Origin of the sequence: Paenisporosarcina antarctica (assembly GCF_004367585.1) — a bacterium.
In the GTDB taxonomy this organism is placed as follows: Bacteria; Bacillota; Bacilli; order Bacillales_A; family Planococcaceae; genus Paenisporosarcina; species Paenisporosarcina antarctica.
The window spans coordinates 1-19302 of sequence record NZ_CP038015.1 but is presented as its reverse complement, the minus strand read 5'-3'; the positions used below and the strand labels follow the sequence as shown (position 1 = coordinate 19302).

The following is a 19302-nucleotide window of genomic DNA, read 5'->3' as shown; positions in this document are numbered from 1 at the left end:
TGCCAATGGATGAAATTCCATTTTTTTTGGTATAGTGGAGTGAAGGAGCTGAACATCATGAACATACATATACGAAAAGCACGTCCATCTGATGCTGAAGTAGCTGTTCCACTTATACTCGAAGCTATAGGCGATATTGCTGAGCAAATGACTGGTGAAAAGGAACCCGCTGCAGTGCGAAAAGAGTTAATTCAGTTGTTTAAGCGCGAAGACAATCGACATTCCTATTTAACAACTTGTATTGCACAAAAAGATGATAAGATCATGGGCGTGATGGTGCTGTATTCCGGAGCCGATGCAGTTCCTTTAGATGCGAACTTAGTGTCATGGTTACGTGAGAAAACGGGAGATTCTATCATAATTCCTCCTGAGGCACGTAAAGATGAATACTATATTGATACAGTCTCCGTAAATCCTGACTTCCGAGGGCAAGGGATTGGCAGTTTATTACTAGCTCACGCAGAGCACTTAGCTCGTGACACTGGCTTTTCTAAAGTGGCACTTAATGTAGAACTAGAAAAAGAAGCAGCTATTCGTTTATATAAACGGGTTGGGTATCACGTAGCAGAACCTTGGGAAATCTATGGTGGAACCTTCCATCACATGGTTAAAGTTCTGTGAAAAATTTTAGCTATGAGGTATGAGAAACTTAGTTATGAAGTATTTTACGTATATAATAGAAGATATTACCCCACTTTATTGCTGGATTTCAAATATAATTAAGAATAATTATTTATACTAATTGGAGGAAATGAACTAATGAATGAATTACCAAATTGCCCAAAATGTAATTCCGAATACACATACGAAGATGGCAGTCTTTGTGTTTGTCCAGAATGTGCTCATGAGTGGACTTTGGAAGTAGAAACAGAAAAAAGTGAAGCTAAAAAGATTTACAAAGATGCAAATGGGAATATCTTAAACGATGGGGATTCTGTAACCGTAATTAAAGATCTAAAAGTAAAAGGGACTTCATTAGTTATTAAAATAGGGACTAAAGCTAAAAATATTAGTTTAATTAATGAAGATCATGATATTGATTGCAAAATTGATGGTATTGGAGCTATGAAATTAAAATCCGAATTTGTAAAAAAAGTTTAAACTATTCCCCACTTAAACACTTTTCTGTTTTTGTGGGGATTATATATTTGTATGCAAGCGCCCCCTTAGTCCTCCACCTCCCTATCTTCCTGTTCCTATAATTAATCAAGAAAAATAATTCTGATTTCCGTCACAGCAGTTCATATGATTTTTTGCTACAATGGCATGAAACAACCGAATCGAGGCGCATGATAAATGAAACGATTTTTTGCAATAGGCTCAATCCTTGCAGCACTGACGCTAAGTGCGTGTGGAATTAATGAAGAACCGAAACCAACAACTTCTGATGAAGTACCTGAAATACTAGAGGTTGATTTAACAGTCCCAGTAACTGCAACTGTAGGAGAAGAAGTATTCTTTACTGCAGTCGTTAGTCAAGGTGGGAAAATTGTAGAAGATGCTGATGAAGTGATGTTTGAAGTCATGAACTTGACTACTGGTGAAAAAGAAATGATTGAAGCTACATTAAATAAAAACAAACACTACGAAATTAAATATACATTTGAAACAAACGACATGTATGATATTACGTCACATGTGACAGCGCGTACCATGCATACGATGCCTACAAAACAAGTAACCGTAACAGGTGGAGAAAATGCTACTACGACCACTGAAGAAGAAGCATCACACGGTGAAGATCTCCATCAAGAACAAGTTACAACGATTGATTTTACAGAGGGAACGACCACTGTTGGGAAAGCTACCATGCTAGTAGCCAACGTTTCACTATCGGACGCACCACTTGAAGGCGCGCGTGTTCAATATGAAATTTTCCGTAGTGATTCTCACCAACATACATGGGTGGATGCTCCAGAAAAAGAAGCTGGTGTTTATCAAACAGAATTTACATTTACCAAGTCAGGTACCTACGATATTGAAGTTCATGTAACAAAAGGTGATGACTTACACGATCACGAGAAAAATACTTACACCGTTAAATAAATATAAATAGGGTTATCCGTGAGTGTATGTCCCTCATGGATAACCCTTTTTATGTTCATCTCAACTTTGAGACCAATTCCAACTTGAGCAGAAAATTTTCAACTGACCCCTTTTTCATCCAATATCAGTTAAAAATACCACTATCCATCAACATTTTACTTTAAAAACACTTCCATAATTTAACTATTACAACGTCAATCCCGATTTTTACAACGTGGAGGTCTATTTTTACAACGTGACAGCCAATATTTACAACTAAGCTCCTTTGAACGATGTATTTTAAGGGCAGCAACTGACGCGCATTGCTGCAAAATTACAAAAATAAATGAGGAGCTCTGTTGGGAACCCCTCATTTCATCTACTTTATATTTCACGATTCCAGTGACGATGTGCTGTAACTGCATCTACAAAGGCTGGTACTTCTCCGCTGTTTACAACGCCAGGATTCCCTTTTTTTGCTTCAAGGATAGATACTGCGTTTAAGGTAGCTCCAATTGCTTTATAGTGATTAAATGCTTCCATTACGTACCGATTACATTCTTTTTTGAATTTCTTATCATCACTCATGCTTGCTACATAAATCGCGTCATACAAAACTGGATCAGTCGTTATGAATGTTTGAGCAATTGGTAGTGTACCGATGTTCCCCAGTTTATCGCTAACAATCTCTACTTTTAACCCAGAGTCTTTAAATTCTTGCACGACTTTTCCAAGTTGATTTACATCACCGTTTCGATTCGCAATAACAGCAACTTTACGTGTACTTGGTTTCTTCACCATGTTTTCTTGACTTAGTGCAGGTGATGCTTTTGTAATAGCAGAACCACTGCTCGTTGGCGGATTTGCACCGACAGAATCTGCAATCACTTTCGCTAGCTCTAAGTTCACGTTTGCAAACATATCAACCGATTGTTGCTTAACCGACTTATTTTTTACTTTCCCAATTTCAAAGCAAAACGCTTCTGCAATATGTTCTTTCTCGACATTACTCATACTGTTCCAGAACAACGTGGCTTGTGAGAAGTGGTCTTTAAAACTATCACTTCGATTGCGTACTATACGACCTTCTACCTTCTCTTGGTAATGCTCGAAACCACCTTCTTCAGGACTTGAAGTCGCAGGTGTATTGCTCGCTAGAAAATTGTTATGATAACTCACTGGACCCTTATTAATCGTCATTCGATTATAACCGTCCCGTTGATTGTTATGGAAAGGACATACCGGTTGGTTAATTGGGATTTCATGAAAGTTTGGTCCACCTAGTCGAATTAATTGCGTATCGGTATACGAGAACAAACGACCTTGCAAGAGAGGATCATTTGTAAAATCGATACCTGGAACAACATGTCCCGTATGGAATGCCACTTGCTCTGTTTCAGCAAAGACATTGTCTACATTGCGATTGAGTGTCATTTTCCCAATAATTTTGACTGGCACATCTTCTTCCGGCCAAATCTTGGTCGCATCTAACACATCAAAATCAAATGTAAATTCATCCGCTTCTGCCAGTATTTGAACACCTAATTCGTATTCAGGGAAATCTTCACTTTCAATGGAGTCGTATAAATCACGACGATGGAAATCTGGGTCTTTTCCACTAATTTTTTGTGCTTCATCCCACACCAATGAATGAGCACCTAACACTGGTTTCCAATGGAATTTCACAAAATGAGCTATACCTTTTGCATTTACAAAGCGGAAGGTATGTACACCGAAGCCTTCCATCATACGGAAACTTCGGGGTATACCGCGGTCAGACATCAACCACATAATCATATGTGCTGACTCTTGGTTATTGGCGACAAAGTCCCAAAACGTATCATGTGCAGATGATGCTTGTGGCATTTCATTGTGTGGTTCCGGCTTTATTGCGTGAACTAAATCGGGAAATTTAATCGCATCTTGTATAAAGAACACTGGCATGTTGTTACCGACTAAATCATAGTTACCTTCTTGCGTATAAAACTTTGTCGCAAATCCACGTACATCTCGTACTGTCTCAGCTGACCCTTTAGATCCTACAACTGTTGAAAAACGTACAAATACAGGTGTTTTCATAGACGTATCACACAGGAATCCTGCCTTCGTATACTGCTCCATTGATTCATATAATTCAAACTCACCATGTGCTGCGAATCCTCTCGCATGTACAACGCGTTCTGGAATTCGCTCATGGTCGAAATGCGTCATTTTTTCACGAAAATGAAAGTCCTCCATTAACGTGGGACCACGTAAACCCGCTTTTAAAGAAAACTCATCTTCTGACACTTTCACCCCTTGATTTGTCGTCATCTTTTTATTACGGTCATCCACTCGAAATTGCTCTAACTGTTCATCTTTTCTATTTTTCCCCAACTTAATGCCTCCTAAAATGCATGGATTGTTTGTTTTCTGTATAGGTTTTACCATTAATGACCTATTCGAATCATTTTTTTAGCAAATATAAAAAGCCCACCAATTAGATGGCGGGCACATACGCATTCATGGTATTTTTACACTGCTCTTTTTATAGACCTCCGAATCTTTCGCACCTCTGCAATCAGTAATCCTGACAATAAAATCACCACAGCCGTTAAGTAGAACCACAGCACGAGCACGATAATCCCTGAGAGTTGACCGTATAAACGCGTATAATTAACATTGGAAACATAGTTTGCAAAAACGAGCGAAACCACTTGCCAACCTACCGCCGAAAACAAAGCACCAGGCCAAACTTCACTCAAAGTCAATTTTTCATTTGGTATGATTTTATAGAAGAGAAGGAAGAAGAAGAACAAAAATATTGAACCAAGTCCCCATCTGACGACTGGCCAAATATAAATCCACCCATGCCAAGCATCTACAGAACCTGAATACGACACTAACCAGTGCAATCCACTTTCAATGAACGGTAAAAATAAAGAAAGAGGCACTAGCATCATAAACAAAAGTGTTACACCAAGATCTCGAAGCAACCCTTTCCAAAACGGTAGTGTGCTTTTTATTCCATTTGCTCCATTTAGTGCACGTGCAAGAGCCTGCACAGCCATGGATGAAACCCAAAAAGCAGAAAGTAAACTAACCGATAACACTCGACCTTTATCCGAAGCTAAAATATTTGTGACATTATCTTCAATAAGAGCAAAAGAATCACCAGGCGCAAAAGGTTTCAAGAAATCTAAAATTTGTTGTGGATCTATGGGAAAAAAGCTGATGAGTGACAAGATAAAAATTAGAAAAGGAAAGATCGATAACAGAAGATAGTAAGCTGTTTGTGCCGCTTCATCAAAAAATCTTTCCTTAAAGAATCTCACAAAAACGTTCTTTACAAGCTCCATGTACTGTTCCCCCAAGCTTATTATTAATAATATTGTGACAGAAAAACGGGCAAGTGAGTAAGATGAATTTATCAGTAATTATATAGCGTTTTAGGGGTGTATTATAGTAACTATAGATAGTAACTATAGATGAGAATGAAAAATTGCTACTAGGTGAACAGTCGTCGTTGAACTCGTCTCATTATCTATATTCGTTTACTATCAATAACATTCCTTTAGCAATAAATTAATAGTACATGAACTTAAAAAATAACAATAGTTTGTAGTATATGAAAAAAACCCCTTACGTTGGTAGAGGCCACTGAAAACGTTACGTTTTTAAAATTTGTAAGTGTGTTTAAATTGAAAAAGGCAACATTTCGTTCAAATTTGAACGAAATGTTGCCTTTTCTTTCGTATTGCTTACTCTGATTCCTTCAGTAAGGACATAATTCGTTTAAGGTTTACTACGAATATGTTTATGGCTTCTTGTATCTGCATATCAAATAGACATGCAGATGATGCTACATCATACCCGAGTCTATTTCAATTCACTATTTTCCGCTTCGAATTTATAGCGTCATTTCGCTTTTTCTTAAATTCCTTACTATTTTGAAAGGCTTCTTGATTCTTATGTCTGCGATTTTATTGTCACAGAATAGGCCTTCTTTTCTTGTATAACAACCTTTACGAAACAGAAAGACTGTATCAATATCAAAATAGTAGGTTTGTCTTTCGATTATTTACAAGAGATTGAAGTGGAAGGCGGCGACTCCGGCGGAAAAAGCGAGACAGACGAGACTCCGCAGGAGCAAGGGTTTTCTAGCGGACGAGGAGACTTGGCGCTCGCCCGCGGAAAGCGTCCGCCTGTTTCTGTTTCTGCATCGCTTTGCTAGCTTCGAAACATGAAAGTGCGCTGAAACGGAAATCACACCTTTACTAGTCCATAAGCTAAGAAATAATATTTTTTTCAGTGCCTTACGTTTATAAGGGGTTTTCAACATTTTGAAACTAACTAACGCGACTCTAATTTCCTTATAACTGTTGCCACTTCAGTTGCGGTCATTTTTGCACTACGCATTTGGTGAATTGACTCATCTTCACGTGTAGAGTGTTCAGCAATATCATCTATCCATTCAACAGAAATGTTCAATTCGTGCAAAGTAGTAGGCAAACCAATTTCCTTATAAAAACCAAAAAGCCGCTCGACTTCACTCTCTTTTTGTTCTAGAAGCAGCTGCACTAAAATTCCATAGGCCACTTTACTTCCATGTAAAGCCTTATGTGACTCGGGTACAATCGTCATACCATTATGAATGGAGTGGGCACCAGCAGTGCGACCAAAATGATCACCAAATCCACCTACCATACCACCAAGCATAATAATCGATTCGACTACTTTGAGAAACGCATTCGACACTTTCTGTTCTTTTGCATCACTAATAGCCTGTTGTGCATTCTCGAACATTTCATTCGCGCACAGTTTCGCTGTATGATGTGCGACTTTAAGTGCAACAGAGGGATCAGTTAATTTACTAATTTGCACATCTGCCTCATACCACTTGGCAATTGTGTCCCCGATACCTGCAATGAGAAGTGGAATGGGGGCTTCCACTAAAATTCGCGGCTCTATGAGGAGAATGTCGACACTCATTGGGTACACATCATAATGAGTCATCTTACCTTCATCTGTATAAATTACACTAAGGGGTGTCCATGGTGCACAGTTTGAAGCAAGCGTTGGAATTAAAATTGCCTTCGTTTCACTTATACAAGCTGCTGCTTTAACCACATCTAACACTTTTCCACCACCTACACCAATTATGGCATCTACTATATTGAATTGTGCTAAATTAGCCACTCTAGTAATTTCAGTGAGGGAACATTCTCCGTGATAGAAAATGTGTGTTACATGGATATTTTTCAGATTAGGTAAATAGTGGCTAGCCGCATTCCATGATTTCACGCCCGAGACAATGAGCACACGGTTAATGTTTCTAATCAATAATTTGTTTTCAAGTTCATCTAGCACTCCACTTTTACATACGTATTCAGCTGGTGCCCCACGAACGATGATATCTTTCACAATTACCCTTCTCTCTTAACGGTTTTCCATCCACTCTGGCTTACCAAATCCTACAAAATCCTTGTCGATTATTGCTTCAAATTCTGGTGACTCTACGATATCAACTAAGTCTTTCGCAAGTTGTGAATCTTTATTTTCAGTCTTTACGGCAACTAAGTTACGGTATTGATCTGGCATATCTTCAAGAACTAAAGCATCCAATAAATCCATTTTTGCTGCTAAAGCGAAGTTTCCTGGTACTGCAGCTAAGTCGGAACCTTCTACAGCACGAGGCAAGCCACCTGCTTCAATTGGTTGGAACACTAAGTTTTTCGTGTTCGTTTTGATATCTTTTTCAGAAACTGTTAATGGCTCAGAACTTGGATCTAATTCAATTAAGTCATGGTCTTGTAAGACTAAGAAAGTACGTGCTGCGTTTACTGGATCATTTGGTATCGCAATCGTAGCACCCTCTTCAATCTCTTCAATTGACTCGAATTTATTTGAATAAATGCCCATTGGTGCAGTCGGTACTGTTAGAAGACCTGTTAGATCCATATCGTTTTCTTTCGAGAAGTTCTCTAAGTAAATTGAGTGTTGGAAAAGGTTCGCATCAATATCTCCATTATCTAATGCATTATTTGGTTGAATATAATCACTAAATTCTATAATCTCAACTTTATATCCCTTTTCTTCTAAAGCGGGTTTAATCGCTTTGTTTAACATATCACTGTAAGGACCTGCTGTTCCGCCTAACTTAACAGATTTTTCATTTGCTGAATCTGTACCCGCTTCCTTTTCCCCACCACAAGCGGCAAGTACTGACATTAAGATAACTAAGATGATTGTAAATAATCCCTTTTTCATGTTCATTTCTCTCCTCTATTATCTTTTATCTATTGCTTTTGACGTCCAGTCACCTATTAATTGAATGATTTGAACGAGAACAATTAATATAACAATCGTAACAATCATGATTGTATTGTCATACCTGTAATAACCAAAGCGAATGGCTAAGTCACCAATACCGCCACCACCTACTACACCCGCCATTGCCGAATAGGCAATTAAACTAACGACGGTTAATGTAATCCCTTGTACAATGCTCGATTTTGCTTCTGGTAATAAGACATCCTTGATAATCATCCAAGGTGTTGCACCTACTGCAACAGCCGCTTCAATGACACCCTTATCAATTTCACGTAAAGACGTTTCGATGATTCGAGCGAAAAATGGAATGCCCGCAACGGACAACGAAACACTTGCTGCTCCTGGTCCAATAATAGTACCTGCGAGTAATTTGGTTAAAGGAATAAGTGCTACTAACAAAATAATAAACGGAATGGAACGTACCATATTGGATACAAAACCAAGCGTCGATTTCACAAATCTATTTTCTAAGAATACTCCACGATCAGTAATGAACAGCACTATGCCCAGTGGTAATCCTATAATAATGGCAACTGTCAGTGAGATTCCGATCATGTACATCGTTTGCCCAAATGCTTTTAAAATGTCAGGTCCAAGTTCTATCATATGTTGAAAATCAAAGCCCATTTCGAATCACCTCCGCTTGCGCTCCTCGGCCTTCCATATATGAGATAGCCCTCGTAACATCATCTGGTTCCCCTTTTATTTCCATTAAAAACAAACCAAGTGGTTTTTCTTGAATGTATTCAATCGAACCATGTAGAAAGTTCGCTTTTATATCAAATTGCTTAACTGTGTCTGCTATAATTCCCTCACCTGCAACATCTCCCCTAAATAGAACTTTCACGAGTCGACCTTTACAAGCGTCTAATATTGACTGAGGCACATCGAACGATACAACACTGCTAATAAATTCTTTCGTCAAATCCGTTACAGGGTTTGAGAAGATGTCATACACATCTCCCTCTTCTACGACACGACCATCTTGCATAACTGCCATGCGATCACAAATTTCTTTTACCACATTCATTTCATGCGTGATTAACACAATCGTGATATTTAATTCGCGATTAATTTTTTTGAGTAACCGTAAAATGGATAATGTTGTGTTTGGATCGAGTGCTGAAGTAGCTTCGTCACACAATAACACGGCCGGATTGTTTGCCAATGCACGGGCTATGCCAACACGTTGTTTTTGTCCTCCACTTAGTTGAGCTGGATACACATCTTTCTTATCTGTTAAACCAACCATCTCAAGCAATTCCACAACACGAGATGCCATTTTTTCTCTCGGAGTACTTGCAGCTTTCAATGCAAATGAAATATTTTCGGCTACCGTCTTCTGACTAATTAAGTAAAAGTGTTGAAAAATCATGCCGATTTTCAATCGTGCTTTTCGTAATTCCTCACCTTTTAATTTTGTCAGGTCACGCCCGTTTACTTCAATACTGCCACCCGTAGGTCGTTCAAGTAAGTTGATACAGCGTAGCAATGAACTCTTGCCGGCTCCTGAATATCCGACAATCCCGAACACTTCCCCTTCAGAGATCGTAAGGTTTACTTGATTAACACCAATTACAGGACCTTTTTTTGTTGTGTATTCTTTAGACAACTCTTTAATTCTTATCATCACAAAGCCCCTTTTCACCAAAAGCGTCACTATACCTCAATTTGAAACTCATTACTGATTTTCGTAAGCGGATATGCGAGCTGTATATGTCTACTTCGATAAATAAAATTTATTTATCAAACTTATACTTTATTAAAACCAAGAGAAGCGTAAAGCGCCTACTAGATTGACACCAGCGCCCGAAGAACCGATGCGAAAGCCTTTCTTGCAAAACTTACTTCCTTAAATCGCAAAAAAGCCCCTTTCATAAAGAAAGAGGCACCGAAAATTGGATTTTGGTTATCTTTCAGAATGACTTCATTCTGTAGGAATTGGCACCTTCCCAGCTCGTGCTGGAGGTTGCCGGACGTCATAGGGCCTATCCCTCAGTCTCTCTTGATAAATTCCGTATGTAGTTGTTTTGTTGCTGAAACCAAATACTACGTTGTTTTTCGACAAGTGTCAAACACTTTTTGAATAAAATTTTTACTTTTCAAATAATGAATTATAAAGTGCTGGTCTACGATCTTCATAAACAGGTATACGTTTACGCACTTCTTCAACTTCCGAAAAATCAACATCAATCAATGCGTACTCTTCTTGTTCAGCACCAGTCCACAAGATTTTACCCCAAGGTGCAATAATCATCGATTGTCCATTAAAATGATTATTTGGATCACTACCAGTTCGATTCACCGCGATCACGAAACATTGATTTTCAATTGCACGTGCTTGCAGTAAGATCTTCCAATGATCAATACGGGTCTCTGGCCATTGTGCTGGAATAAATAACACCTTCGCCCCAGCTAATGCGTGTGCCCGTAACCATTCAGGAAACCTTAAGTCATAACATATGAGTCCTCCAGCTTGAATGGAACCTAACGAAAACACATTTTCCTTATTTCCTGCTTGTAGATAAAGATGTTCATCCATCAGACGAAATAAATGCGCTTTATCATATTCTGCAACAAGTTTACCATCGTTCGTAAATACATACATGGTGTTGTAGAAGTTAGTTCCTTTTTTTGTAGAAACCGAACCACCTACGATGTGGATGTGATGTAAACGCGCCAGTTCTGAAAGAAACTTTTTCGTTCGTTTCCCTTCGAAATCAGCAAGTTGCTCTAATTCTTTTAATGCATATGCAGTATTCCACATTTCAGGTAAAACAACGAGCTCTGCACCTTCATTTACGGCTTTTTCAATTAACATTTGGACGTTATGAAAATTTTTATCGGGATCGGCAAACGCAACGTCGAGTTGAATGCATGCGATTTTCATGGTACTCCTCCTATAGACAAGATACACAAAAGGTTATAAGATTTGGCAGACGATTGCAACTATTTCAGAAAATGAGGAACTGCCATGAAACTTTCAAAAAAACTACAACAATTACCTCCACAATTTTTTGCTTCTCTAGTGCAAAAAACAGGAGATGCTATTGCTCAAGGACGCGATGTGATCAACCTAGGTCAAGGTAACCCTGATCAACCAACCCCTTTACATATCGTAAAAGCACTTCAAGAAGCTGTTGAAAACCCAACTACCCATAAATATTCGCCGTTCCGAGGAATTAGCGAATTGAAAGAAGCTGCCGCTAATTTTTATAAACGTGAATACAATGTCGACATCGACCCATTAACGGAAGTAGCTATTTTATCTGGAACGAAAATTGGACTTGTTGAATTGCCAATGGCCGTGTTAAATCCTGGCGATTGGATGTTGCTACCAGACCCTGGTTATCCAGACTATTTGTCAGGGGTCGTATTAGCCGACGTTAAACTTGATACGGTACCACTTATCGCTGAAAATAATTTTTTACCCGATTATGGAGCGCTCTCTAAAGAGAGTAAAAAACGAGCAAAACTCATGTATCTTAACTATCCAAATAATCCTACAGGAGCGATTGCGGACCTTAATTTTTTCAATGACACTGTGGCATTTGCCAAAGAAAATGAAATCGCTATATGTCATGATTTTGCCTACGGAGCCGTTGGATTTGATGGAGTTAAGCCAGTGAGTTTTTTACAAGCAGAAGGCGCAAAAGACGTTGGTATTGAAATGTACACAATGTCTAAAACATTCAATATGGCCGGTTGGCGTGTCGGTTTTGCTATCGGCAATTCACAAATAATTGATGCAATAAACGTGATTCAAGACCATATGTTTGTCAGTCTATTCCCCGCCGTACAACATGCTGCGGTAGCTGCATTAAATGGAAATCAAGATTGTGTGACTACTTTTGTTAATAACTACGAAAAACGTCGAAATGCGCTAATCTCTGCATGCAATCGCATCGGATGGAAAGTAGAAGCTCCTAGAGGATCATTCTTTGCTTGGCTAAACGTCCCAAAAGGGTTCACAAGCCAGAACTTCGCGGATAAACTGTTAAGTGAAACAGACGTAGCCGTAGCACCCGGAAATGGCTTTGGTGAATTTGGAGAAGGCTATATTCGCGTTGGATTATTAGTAGATGAACATCGTTTAGAAGAAGCCATTGACCGTATAGGGAGATTAGGCATATTTAATAAGGATATGACGAATGAGTAACAATATGCAATTTTAAAATTTTACCCCTTATGTCAAATAAATGACAAAATTCACCTGTACATTTTACGAATAAAAAGTTGGTTTCATAGCTAATAATTACGGCGGTGTCTCCCGCGTGTTCATATGACCGATAACTTGCAGAAGCAACAGATCAACAATTATTTAGTATCAGAAAGTAAAACTGTAATTGACGAGCAAAATAGAGCCCAGGTACCCGTTGGGGGAAGCGGAGTAACAGTTGACACATCTGGAGTTTCATGTGGTGATTCCCTAAATATTACAGGACCCCTACATGCGGGTCCCTATACTTACGCTGCTTTTCAGTTATGTTTAACTGTTGGCTCAAGCAATTCCGGTCGCATATACCGTAGCTTCAATAGTATGTGATTAATATTGGAGGCATTTATATGGCATTAATAAAAGAATTCCGATTTTCTTATACTCACTTACTTATAACGCTTCTACTCTTTTCAACTTCTTTTACTTCTTATGAAAATGCTTTAACGATAACCTTAGTATTCCTTTTAATCATTAACGTTACTTGTTTTACAAACGAATATTTAGTCATTCAATATTATAGAAAAAATAAGGAAAAGAAGAGTAATAAAGGATATGCAAATTTTATTATGCTTCAAACATTCCTTACTTTAATTATGTTCCTAGTTTTTAAGTTTGTGATTTTTTCTTGATTAAAAAGGGTACCCTAGAAACACTGTTAGCTAGTGACCAGTTGGAAACTCGTATTCTTGCAAATACTGTAACCATTTTAAGCCCAATGAACTAGCAGAAATCAAGGACAAACTGGTTTCTGTTTGCTTATCGCTTTCGGCCTGTCGAATTGGAGCGTTCCTTCTGGGATCAGCACGAGGAAATGGAAATGCTGGTTACGAACAAAAAGTTGGTTTCATAAATAATTTTCAAGATTACAGGTTTCCCTCGTGGAGATCCTAAAGCTACCATCGGAGCAATAGAACTTAACTTCCATCAGTGGATGATACATATTACTATCTATTAGATAGGTGAAAAAGATTTAATCGGCTTAGATAGGGATTTATTCGGCTACGGAGAGGTTTTAATCGGCTTCACCTGAGATTTAATCGGCTTTGCAACTCGTTTAATCGGCTAGAACCAGGTTTTATTCCGCTTCACCCAATTTTATCCACATAAAAGCTTCTCACTTCATCAATAGAGGAGGAATAGCTGGTTTAATTTTCGGTATGCTGCTTATTAGGGAACGAAAATATCAAAAAGTGATGTCATTTTCATCAATAAGGTGAATTGTTAGTTGAGACAACTAGTAAATACATCTAATGACTTTCGTCACAACGTAGGTTATTCCGTATGCTCCAGGTCTCATTCCTTATCTCCCTGAACTCTTTGTTTAACCTATTTCTCACACATCTTCTATTCAAGCTTGGATAAAACCACACAAAAAAACCGTTACCTTTTTACAGGTAACGGTTTCTTATTTGCCTAGCGACGTCCTACTCTCACAGGGGGAGACCCCCAACTACCATCGGCGCAAAAGAACTTAACTTCCGTGTTCGGGATGGGAACGGGTGTGACCTCTTTGCCATTATCACTAGACTATTTGTTTTTTAAAGACAAGTATTATTATACCAATACTCAAGGTTTATTGCAAGTGTTTTGAGCAAAAAATATTTTATTCACTCAAAACTGGATAAACGAGCCATTGAAAGCCATTCAATCTTTATTTGGTTAAGTCCTCGATCGATTAGTATTCGTCAGCTGCACACGTCGCCGTGCTTCCACCTCGAACCTATCTACCTCATCGTCTTTGAGGGATCTTACTTGCTTGCGCAATGGGAAATCTCATCTCGAGGGGGGCTTCATGCTTAGATGCTTTCAGCACTTATCCCGTCCACACATAGCTACCCAGCGATGCTCTTGGCAGAACAACTGGTACACCAGCGGTGTGTCCATCCCGGTCCTCTCGTACTAAGGACAGCTCCTCTCAAATTTCCTACGCCCACGACGGATAGGGACCGAACTGTCTCACGACGTTCTGAACCCAGCTCGCGTACCGCTTTAATGGGCGAACAGCCCAACCCTTGGGACCGACTACAGCCCCAGGATGCGATGAGCCGACATCGAGGTGCCAAACCTCCCCGTCGATGTGGACTCTTGGGGGAGATAAGCCTGTTATCCCGGGGTAGCTTTTATCCGTTGAGCGATGGCCCTTCCATGCGGAACCACCGGATCACTAAGCCGTCTTTCGACCCTGCTCGACTTGTAGGTCTCGCAGTCAAGCTCCCTTATGCCTTTACACTCTACGAATGATTTCCAACCATTCTGAGGGAACCTTTGGGCGCCTCCGTTACACTTTAGGAGGCGACCGCCCCAGTCAAACTGCCCGCCTGACACTGTCTCCTGCCCCGATAAGGGGCAAGGGTTAGAAGTTCAACACAACCAGGGTAGTATCCCACTGACGCCTCCTCCGAAGCTGGCGCTCCGGAATCTCAGGCTCCTACCTATCCTGTACAAGTTGTGCCAAAATTCAATATCAGGCTACAGTAAAGCTCCACGGGGTCTTTCCGTCCTGTCGCGGGTAACCTGCATCTTCACAGGTACTATAATTTCACCGAGTCTCTCGTTGAGACAGTGCCCAGATCGTTACGCCTTTCGTGCGGGTCGGAACTTACCCGACAAGGAATTTCGCTACCTTAGGACCGTTATAGTTACGGCCGCCGTTTACTGGGGCTTCAATTCGCACCTTCGCTTGCGCTAAGCACTCCTCTTAACCTTCCAGCACCGGGCAGGCGTCAGCCCCTATACGTCACCTTACGGTTTTGCAGAGACCTGTGTTTTTGCTAAACAGTCGCCTGGGCCTATTCACTGCGGCTCTCTCAGGCTTTAACACCCTAATAGAGCACCCCTTCTCCCGAAGTTACGGGGTCATTTTGCCGAGTTCCTTAACGAGAGTTCTCTCGCTCACCTTAGGATTCTCTCCTCGACTACCTGTGTCGGTTTGCGGTACGGGCACCTTCCACCTCGTTAGAGGCTTTTCTTGGCAGTGTGAAATCAGGAACTCAGACCTTACGGTCCTTGTCATTACAGCTCAACGTTATAGGAACGGGATTTGCCTCATTCCACGCCTCACTGCTTGAACGCGCATAACCAACAGCGCGCTTACCCTATCCTTCTGCGTCCCCCATTACTCAAACGGTGGAGTGGTGGTACAGGAATATCAACCTGTTGTCCATCGTCTACGCCTATCGGCCTCGACTTAGGTCCCGACTAACCCTGAGCGGACGAGCCTACCTCAGGAAACCTTAGTCATTCGGTGGACGGGATTCTCACCCGTCTTTCGTTACTCATACCGGCATTCTCACTTCTAAGCGCTCCACCAGTCCTTCCGGTCTAGCTTCAACGCCCTTAGAACGCTCTCCTACCATTGACACCTAAGTGTCAATCCACAGCTTCGGTGAATTGTTTAGCCCCGATACATTTTCGGCGCAGCGTCACTCGACCAGTGAGCTATTACGCACTCTTTAAATGATGGCTGCTTCTAAGCCAACATCCTGGTTGTCTAAGCAACGCCACATCCTTTTCCACTTAACAATTACTTTGGGACCTTAGCTGGTGGTCTGGGCTGTTTCCCTCTTGACTACGGATCTTATCACTCGCAGTCTGACTCCCAATTATAAATCTCTGGCATTCGGAGTTTGTCTGAATTCGGTAACCCGGGATGGGCCCTAGTCCAAACAGTGCTCTACCTCCAGGATTCTAAAATTGAGGCTAGCCCTAAAGCTATTTCGGAGAGAACCAGCTATCTCCAGGTTCGATTGGAATTTCTCCGCTACCCACACCTCATCCCCGCACTTTTCAACGTGCGTGGGTTCGGGCCTCCAGTAAGTGTTACCTTACCTTCACCCTGGACATGGGTAGATCACCTGGTTTCGGGTCTACAACTACATACTCTATCGCCCTATTCAGACTCGCTTTCGCTGCGGCTCCGCCTTATCAGCTTAACCTTGCATGTAATCGTAACTCGCCGGTTCATTCTACAAAAGGCACGCTATCACCCATTAACGGGCTCTAACTACTTGTAGGCACACGGTTTCAGGATCTATTTCACTCCCCTTCCGGGGTGCTTTTCACCTTTCCTCACGGTACTGGTTCACTATCGGTCACTAGGGAGTATTTAGCCTTGGGAGATGGTCCTCCCAGATTCCGACGGAATTTCACGTGTTCCGCCGTACTCAGGATCCACTCAGGAGAGAACGAAATTTCGACTACAGGGCTTTTACCTGCTATGGCGGACCTTTCCAGATCGCTTCGTCTACCTCGTTCCTTTGTAACTCCGTATTGAGTGTCCTACAACCCCAAGAAGCAAGCTTCTTGGTTTGGGCTCTTCCCGTTTCGCTCGCCGCTACTCAGGGAATCGATATTTCTTTCTCTTCCTCCAGGTACTTAGATGTTTCAGTTCCCTGGGTGTGCCACGGATACGCTATGTATTCACGTAAACGTACTGTTCGATTAAAAACAGTGGGTTTCCCCATTCGGAAATCTCCGGATCAAAGCTTACTTACAGCTCCCCGAAGCATATCGGTGTTAGTACCGTCCTTCATCGGCTCCTAGTGCCAAGGCATTCACCGTGCGCCCTTATTAACTTAACCGTTTCGGCTTCCAATCCACTTCGCATCTCTTCGTCAGCTACGTTCGTTCACATCCTCACGTACCTAAGTACGCTCCGGTGTTCACTCACTTGCTTCCTCGACCTGCTCGTGTCTTGAAACCCTCAAATCAGTTATTAATAAGATTGAACTTATTAAAAATGAATTACTTGAATGTTTGTTGCTTTCAATGTCGTTTTATCCAGTTTTCAAAGAACAAAAAAAATGACTCCATAAGGAGTATGTTTTGGTGGAGCCTAGCGGGATCGAACCGCTGACCTCCTGCGTGCAAGGCAGGCGCTCTCCCAGCTGAGCTAAGGCCCCTAAGAAGTTTGGTGGGCCTAAATGGACTCGAACCATCGACCTCACGCTTATCAGGCGTGCGCTCTAACCAGCTGAGCTATAGGCCCTCTTAGGAAATTCATATAAAATTACATATGAACCTTCAAAACTGAACGCAAAACGTCAACTTACAGACCCAAGGTCTATATTCCGATATTATCCTTAGAAAGGAGGTGATCCAGCCGCACCTTCCGATACGGCTACCTTGTTACGACTTCACCCCAATCATCTGTCCCACCTTCGGCGGCTGGCTCCACAAGGGTTACCTCACCGACTTCGGGTGTTACAAACTCTCGTGGTGTGACGGGCGGTGTGTACAAGGCCCGGAACGTATTCACCGCGGCATGCTGATCCGCGATTACTAGCGATTCCGGCTTCATGTAGGCGAGTTGCAGCCTACAATCCGAACTGAGAACGATTTTATGGGATTGGCTCCCCTCGCGGGTTTGCAGCCCTTTGTATCGTCCATTGTAGCACGTGTGTAGCCCAGGTCATAAGGGGCATGATGATTTGACGTCATCCCCACCTTCCTCGGTTTATCACCGGCAGTCACCTTAGAGTGCCCAACTGAATGCTGGCAACTAAGATCAAGGGTTGCGCTCGTTGCGGGACTTAACCCAACATCTCACGACACGAGCTGACGACAACCATGCACCACCTGTCACCACTGTCCCGAAGGGAAAGGCTTATCTCTAAACCGGTCAGTGGGATGTCAAGACCTGGTAAGGTTCTTCGCGTTGCTTCGAATTAAAACACATGCTCCACCGCTTGTGCGGGCCCCCGTCAATTCCTTTGAGTTTCAGCCTTGCGGCCGTACTCCCAGGCGGAGTGCTTAATGCGTTAGCTGCAGCACTAAGGGCGGAAACCCCCTAACACTTAGCACTCATCGTTTACGGCGTGGACTACCAGGGTATCTAATCCTGTTTGCTCCCCACGCTTTCGCGCCTCAGCGTCAGTTACAGACCAGAAAGCCGCCTTCGCCACTGGTGTTCCTCCACATCTCTACGCATTTCACCGCTACACGTGGAATTCCGCTTTCCTCTTCTGTACTCAAGTCCCCCAGTTTCCAATGACCCTCCACGGTTGAGCCGTGGGCTTTCACATCGGACTTAAAGGACCGCCTGCGCGCGCTTTACGCCCAATAATTCCGGACAACGCTTGCCACCTACGTATTACGCGGCTGCTGGCACGTAGTTAGCCGTGGCTTTCTAATAAGGTACGTCAAGTACGAGCAGTTACTCTCGTACGTGTTCTTCCCTTACACAGAGTTTTACGATCCGAAAACCTTCTTCACTCACGCGGCGTTGCTCCATCAGACTTTCGTCCATTGTGGAAGATTCCCTACTGCTGCCTCCCGTAGGAGTCTGGGCCGTGTCTCAGTCCCAGTGTGGCCGATCACCCTCTCAGGTCGGCTACGTATCGTCGCCTTGGTAGGCCATTACCCTACCAACTAGCTAATACGCCGCGGGCCCATCTTGTAGTGACAGCCGAAGCCGCCTTTCAACATTTCGCCATGAAGCAAAATGGATTATTTGGTATTAGCCCCGGTTTCCCGGAGTTATCCCAATCTACAAGGTAGGTTGCCCACGTGTTACTCACCCGTCCGCCGCTAAAGAAGAAGCAAGCTTCTTCTCTCCGCTCGACTTGCATGTATTAGGCACGCCGCCAGCGTTCGTCCTGAGCCAGGATCAAACTCTCCATAATAGGTGAGTCGATTAGCTCGACTTTGTTGCTGGCGTCAAAAATTTGACGTTTATAATGAACGTTTAAGTTCAAGTTTGTTTTCAATACCAACAGGTGTCGGCGTAAGAAAACGTTTTGCTTCTA

The 19302-nt window shown here is 41.9% G+C and carries 11 protein-coding genes, 2 tRNA genes, 3 rRNA genes and 1 riboswitch; of the genes, 4 read left to right on the top strand and 12 right to left on the bottom strand.

Annotation, left to right across the window (positions count from 1 at the left end; translation table 11 throughout):
• Positions 1-57: 57 nt before the first annotated feature.
• The 3 genes from E2636_RS00085 (at position 58) to E2636_RS00075 (ending at position 2046) form a co-directional block, all read left to right on the top strand.
• A complete protein-coding gene (locus tag E2636_RS00085; protein WP_134207894.1) occupies positions 58-621 on the top strand; it encodes a GNAT family N-acetyltransferase in 564 nt (187 codons plus the stop codon).
• A 138-nt stretch (positions 622-759) separates the two neighbouring features.
• Positions 760-1101, top strand: a complete 342-nt coding sequence (locus E2636_RS00080) for a zinc ribbon domain-containing protein YjdM (RefSeq protein ID WP_134207892.1) — start codon at positions 760-762, stop codon at positions 1099-1101.
• A gap of 195 nt (positions 1102-1296) precedes the next feature.
• On the top strand, positions 1297-2046 hold the full coding sequence (locus E2636_RS00075; protein ID WP_134207890.1) for a FixH family protein: 750 nt from the start codon (positions 1297-1299) through the stop codon (positions 2044-2046).
• 363 nt (positions 2047-2409) lie between these two features.
• Here E2636_RS00075 and E2636_RS00070 read toward each other — a convergent pair whose 3' ends face one another.
• The 7 genes from E2636_RS00070 to E2636_RS00040 form a co-directional block, all read right to left on the bottom strand.
• Positions 2410-4455: a catalase gene (locus tag E2636_RS00070; protein WP_243840702.1), complete on the bottom strand. Its 2046-nt coding sequence runs from the start codon at positions 4453-4455 to the stop codon at positions 2410-2412.
• A gap of 83 nt (positions 4456-4538) precedes the next feature.
• Complete coding sequence (locus E2636_RS00065; RefSeq protein ID WP_134207887.1) at positions 4539-5363, bottom strand: YihY/virulence factor BrkB family protein; 825 nt, start codon at positions 5361-5363, stop codon at positions 4539-4541.
• A 994-nt stretch (positions 5364-6357) separates the two neighbouring features.
• On the bottom strand, positions 6358-7428 hold the full coding sequence (locus E2636_RS00060; protein ID WP_134207885.1) for an iron-containing alcohol dehydrogenase family protein: 1071 nt from the start codon (positions 7426-7428) through the stop codon (positions 6358-6360).
• A 15-nt stretch (positions 7429-7443) separates the two neighbouring features.
• Positions 7444-8274 (bottom strand): MetQ/NlpA family ABC transporter substrate-binding protein, encoded by an 831-nt coding sequence (locus tag E2636_RS00055; RefSeq protein ID WP_134207883.1) that lies wholly within the window; start codon positions 8272-8274, stop codon positions 7444-7446.
• 18 nt (positions 8275-8292) lie between these two features.
• Entirely contained in the window at positions 8293-8964 is a 672-nt protein-coding gene (locus E2636_RS00050) for a methionine ABC transporter permease (protein WP_134207881.1), read from the bottom strand.
• Positions 8954-9967 (bottom strand): methionine ABC transporter ATP-binding protein, encoded by a 1014-nt coding sequence (locus tag E2636_RS00045; RefSeq protein WP_134207879.1) that lies wholly within the window; start codon positions 9965-9967, stop codon positions 8954-8956. Before E2636_RS00045 ends, E2636_RS00050 begins: the two co-directional genes overlap by 11 nt.
• Before the next feature lie 276 nt (positions 9968-10243).
• Positions 10244-10352: riboswitch (SAM riboswitch) on the bottom strand.
• Between the two features lie 80 nt (positions 10353-10432).
• Entirely contained in the window at positions 10433-11227 is a 795-nt protein-coding gene (locus tag E2636_RS00040; protein WP_134207877.1) for a carbon-nitrogen family hydrolase, read from the bottom strand.
• Between the two features lie 84 nt (positions 11228-11311).
• Here E2636_RS00040 and E2636_RS00035 point away from each other — a divergent pair, with 84 nt between their 5' ends.
• Positions 11312-12496, top strand: coding sequence for a pyridoxal phosphate-dependent aminotransferase (locus E2636_RS00035; RefSeq protein WP_134207875.1), 1185 nt, complete (start codon positions 11312-11314; stop codon positions 12494-12496).
• 1471 nt (positions 12497-13967) lie between these two features.
• On the opposite strand, the gene rrf is transcribed toward E2636_RS00035, so the two are convergent.
• The 5 genes from rrf to E2636_RS00005 form a co-directional block, all read right to left on the bottom strand.
• Positions 13968-14083: ribosomal RNA gene (gene rrf / locus E2636_RS00025) — 5S ribosomal RNA — on the bottom strand.
• Between the two features lie 128 nt (positions 14084-14211).
• Positions 14212-17136 (bottom strand): 23S ribosomal RNA (locus E2636_RS00020).
• 245 nt (positions 17137-17381) lie between these two features.
• Positions 17382-17457, bottom strand: a tRNA-Ala gene (locus E2636_RS00015).
• Positions 17458-17466: 9 nt separating this feature from the next.
• Positions 17467-17543: transfer RNA gene (locus E2636_RS00010), tRNA-Ile, on the bottom strand.
• 98 nt (positions 17544-17641) lie between these two features.
• Positions 17642-19179 (bottom strand): 16S ribosomal RNA (locus tag E2636_RS00005).
• The 16S, 23S and 5S rRNA genes sit together here with 2 tRNA genes alongside, the layout of an rRNA operon.
• Between the last annotated feature and the right edge of the window lie 123 nt (positions 19180-19302).

Excerpts from the sequence above, each read along its gene's own strand:
- E2636_RS00085 (WP_134207894.1), top strand. The coding sequence starts at position 58 with ATGAACATACATATACGAAAAGCACGTCCATCTGATGCTGAAGTAGCT.
- E2636_RS00080 (WP_134207892.1), top strand. The coding sequence starts at position 760 with ATGAATGAATTACCAAATTGCCCAAAATGTAATTCCGAATACACATAC.
- E2636_RS00075 (WP_134207890.1), top strand. The coding sequence starts at position 1,297 with ATGAAACGATTTTTTGCAATAGGCTCAATCCTTGCAGCACTGACGCTA.
- E2636_RS00070 (WP_243840702.1), bottom strand. The coding sequence starts at position 4,455 with ATGGTAAAACCTATACAGAAAACAAACAATCCATGCATTTTAGGAGGC.
- E2636_RS00065 (WP_134207887.1), bottom strand. The coding sequence starts at position 5,363 with ATGGAGCTTGTAAAGAACGTTTTTGTGAGATTCTTTAAGGAAAGATTT.
- E2636_RS00055 (WP_134207883.1), bottom strand. The coding sequence starts at position 8,274 with ATGAAAAAGGGATTATTTACAATCATCTTAGTTATCTTAATGTCAGTA.
- E2636_RS00050 (WP_134207881.1), bottom strand. The coding sequence starts at position 8,964 with ATGGGCTTTGATTTTCAACATATGATAGAACTTGGACCTGACATTTTA.
- E2636_RS00045 (WP_134207879.1), bottom strand. The coding sequence starts at position 9,967 with ATGATAAGAATTAAAGAGTTGTCTAAAGAATACACAACAAAAAAAGGT.
- E2636_RS00040 (WP_134207877.1), bottom strand. The coding sequence starts at position 11,227 with ATGAAAATCGCATGCATTCAACTCGACGTTGCGTTTGCCGATCCCGAT.
- E2636_RS00035 (WP_134207875.1), top strand. The coding sequence starts at position 11,312 with ATGAAACTTTCAAAAAAACTACAACAATTACCTCCACAATTTTTTGCT.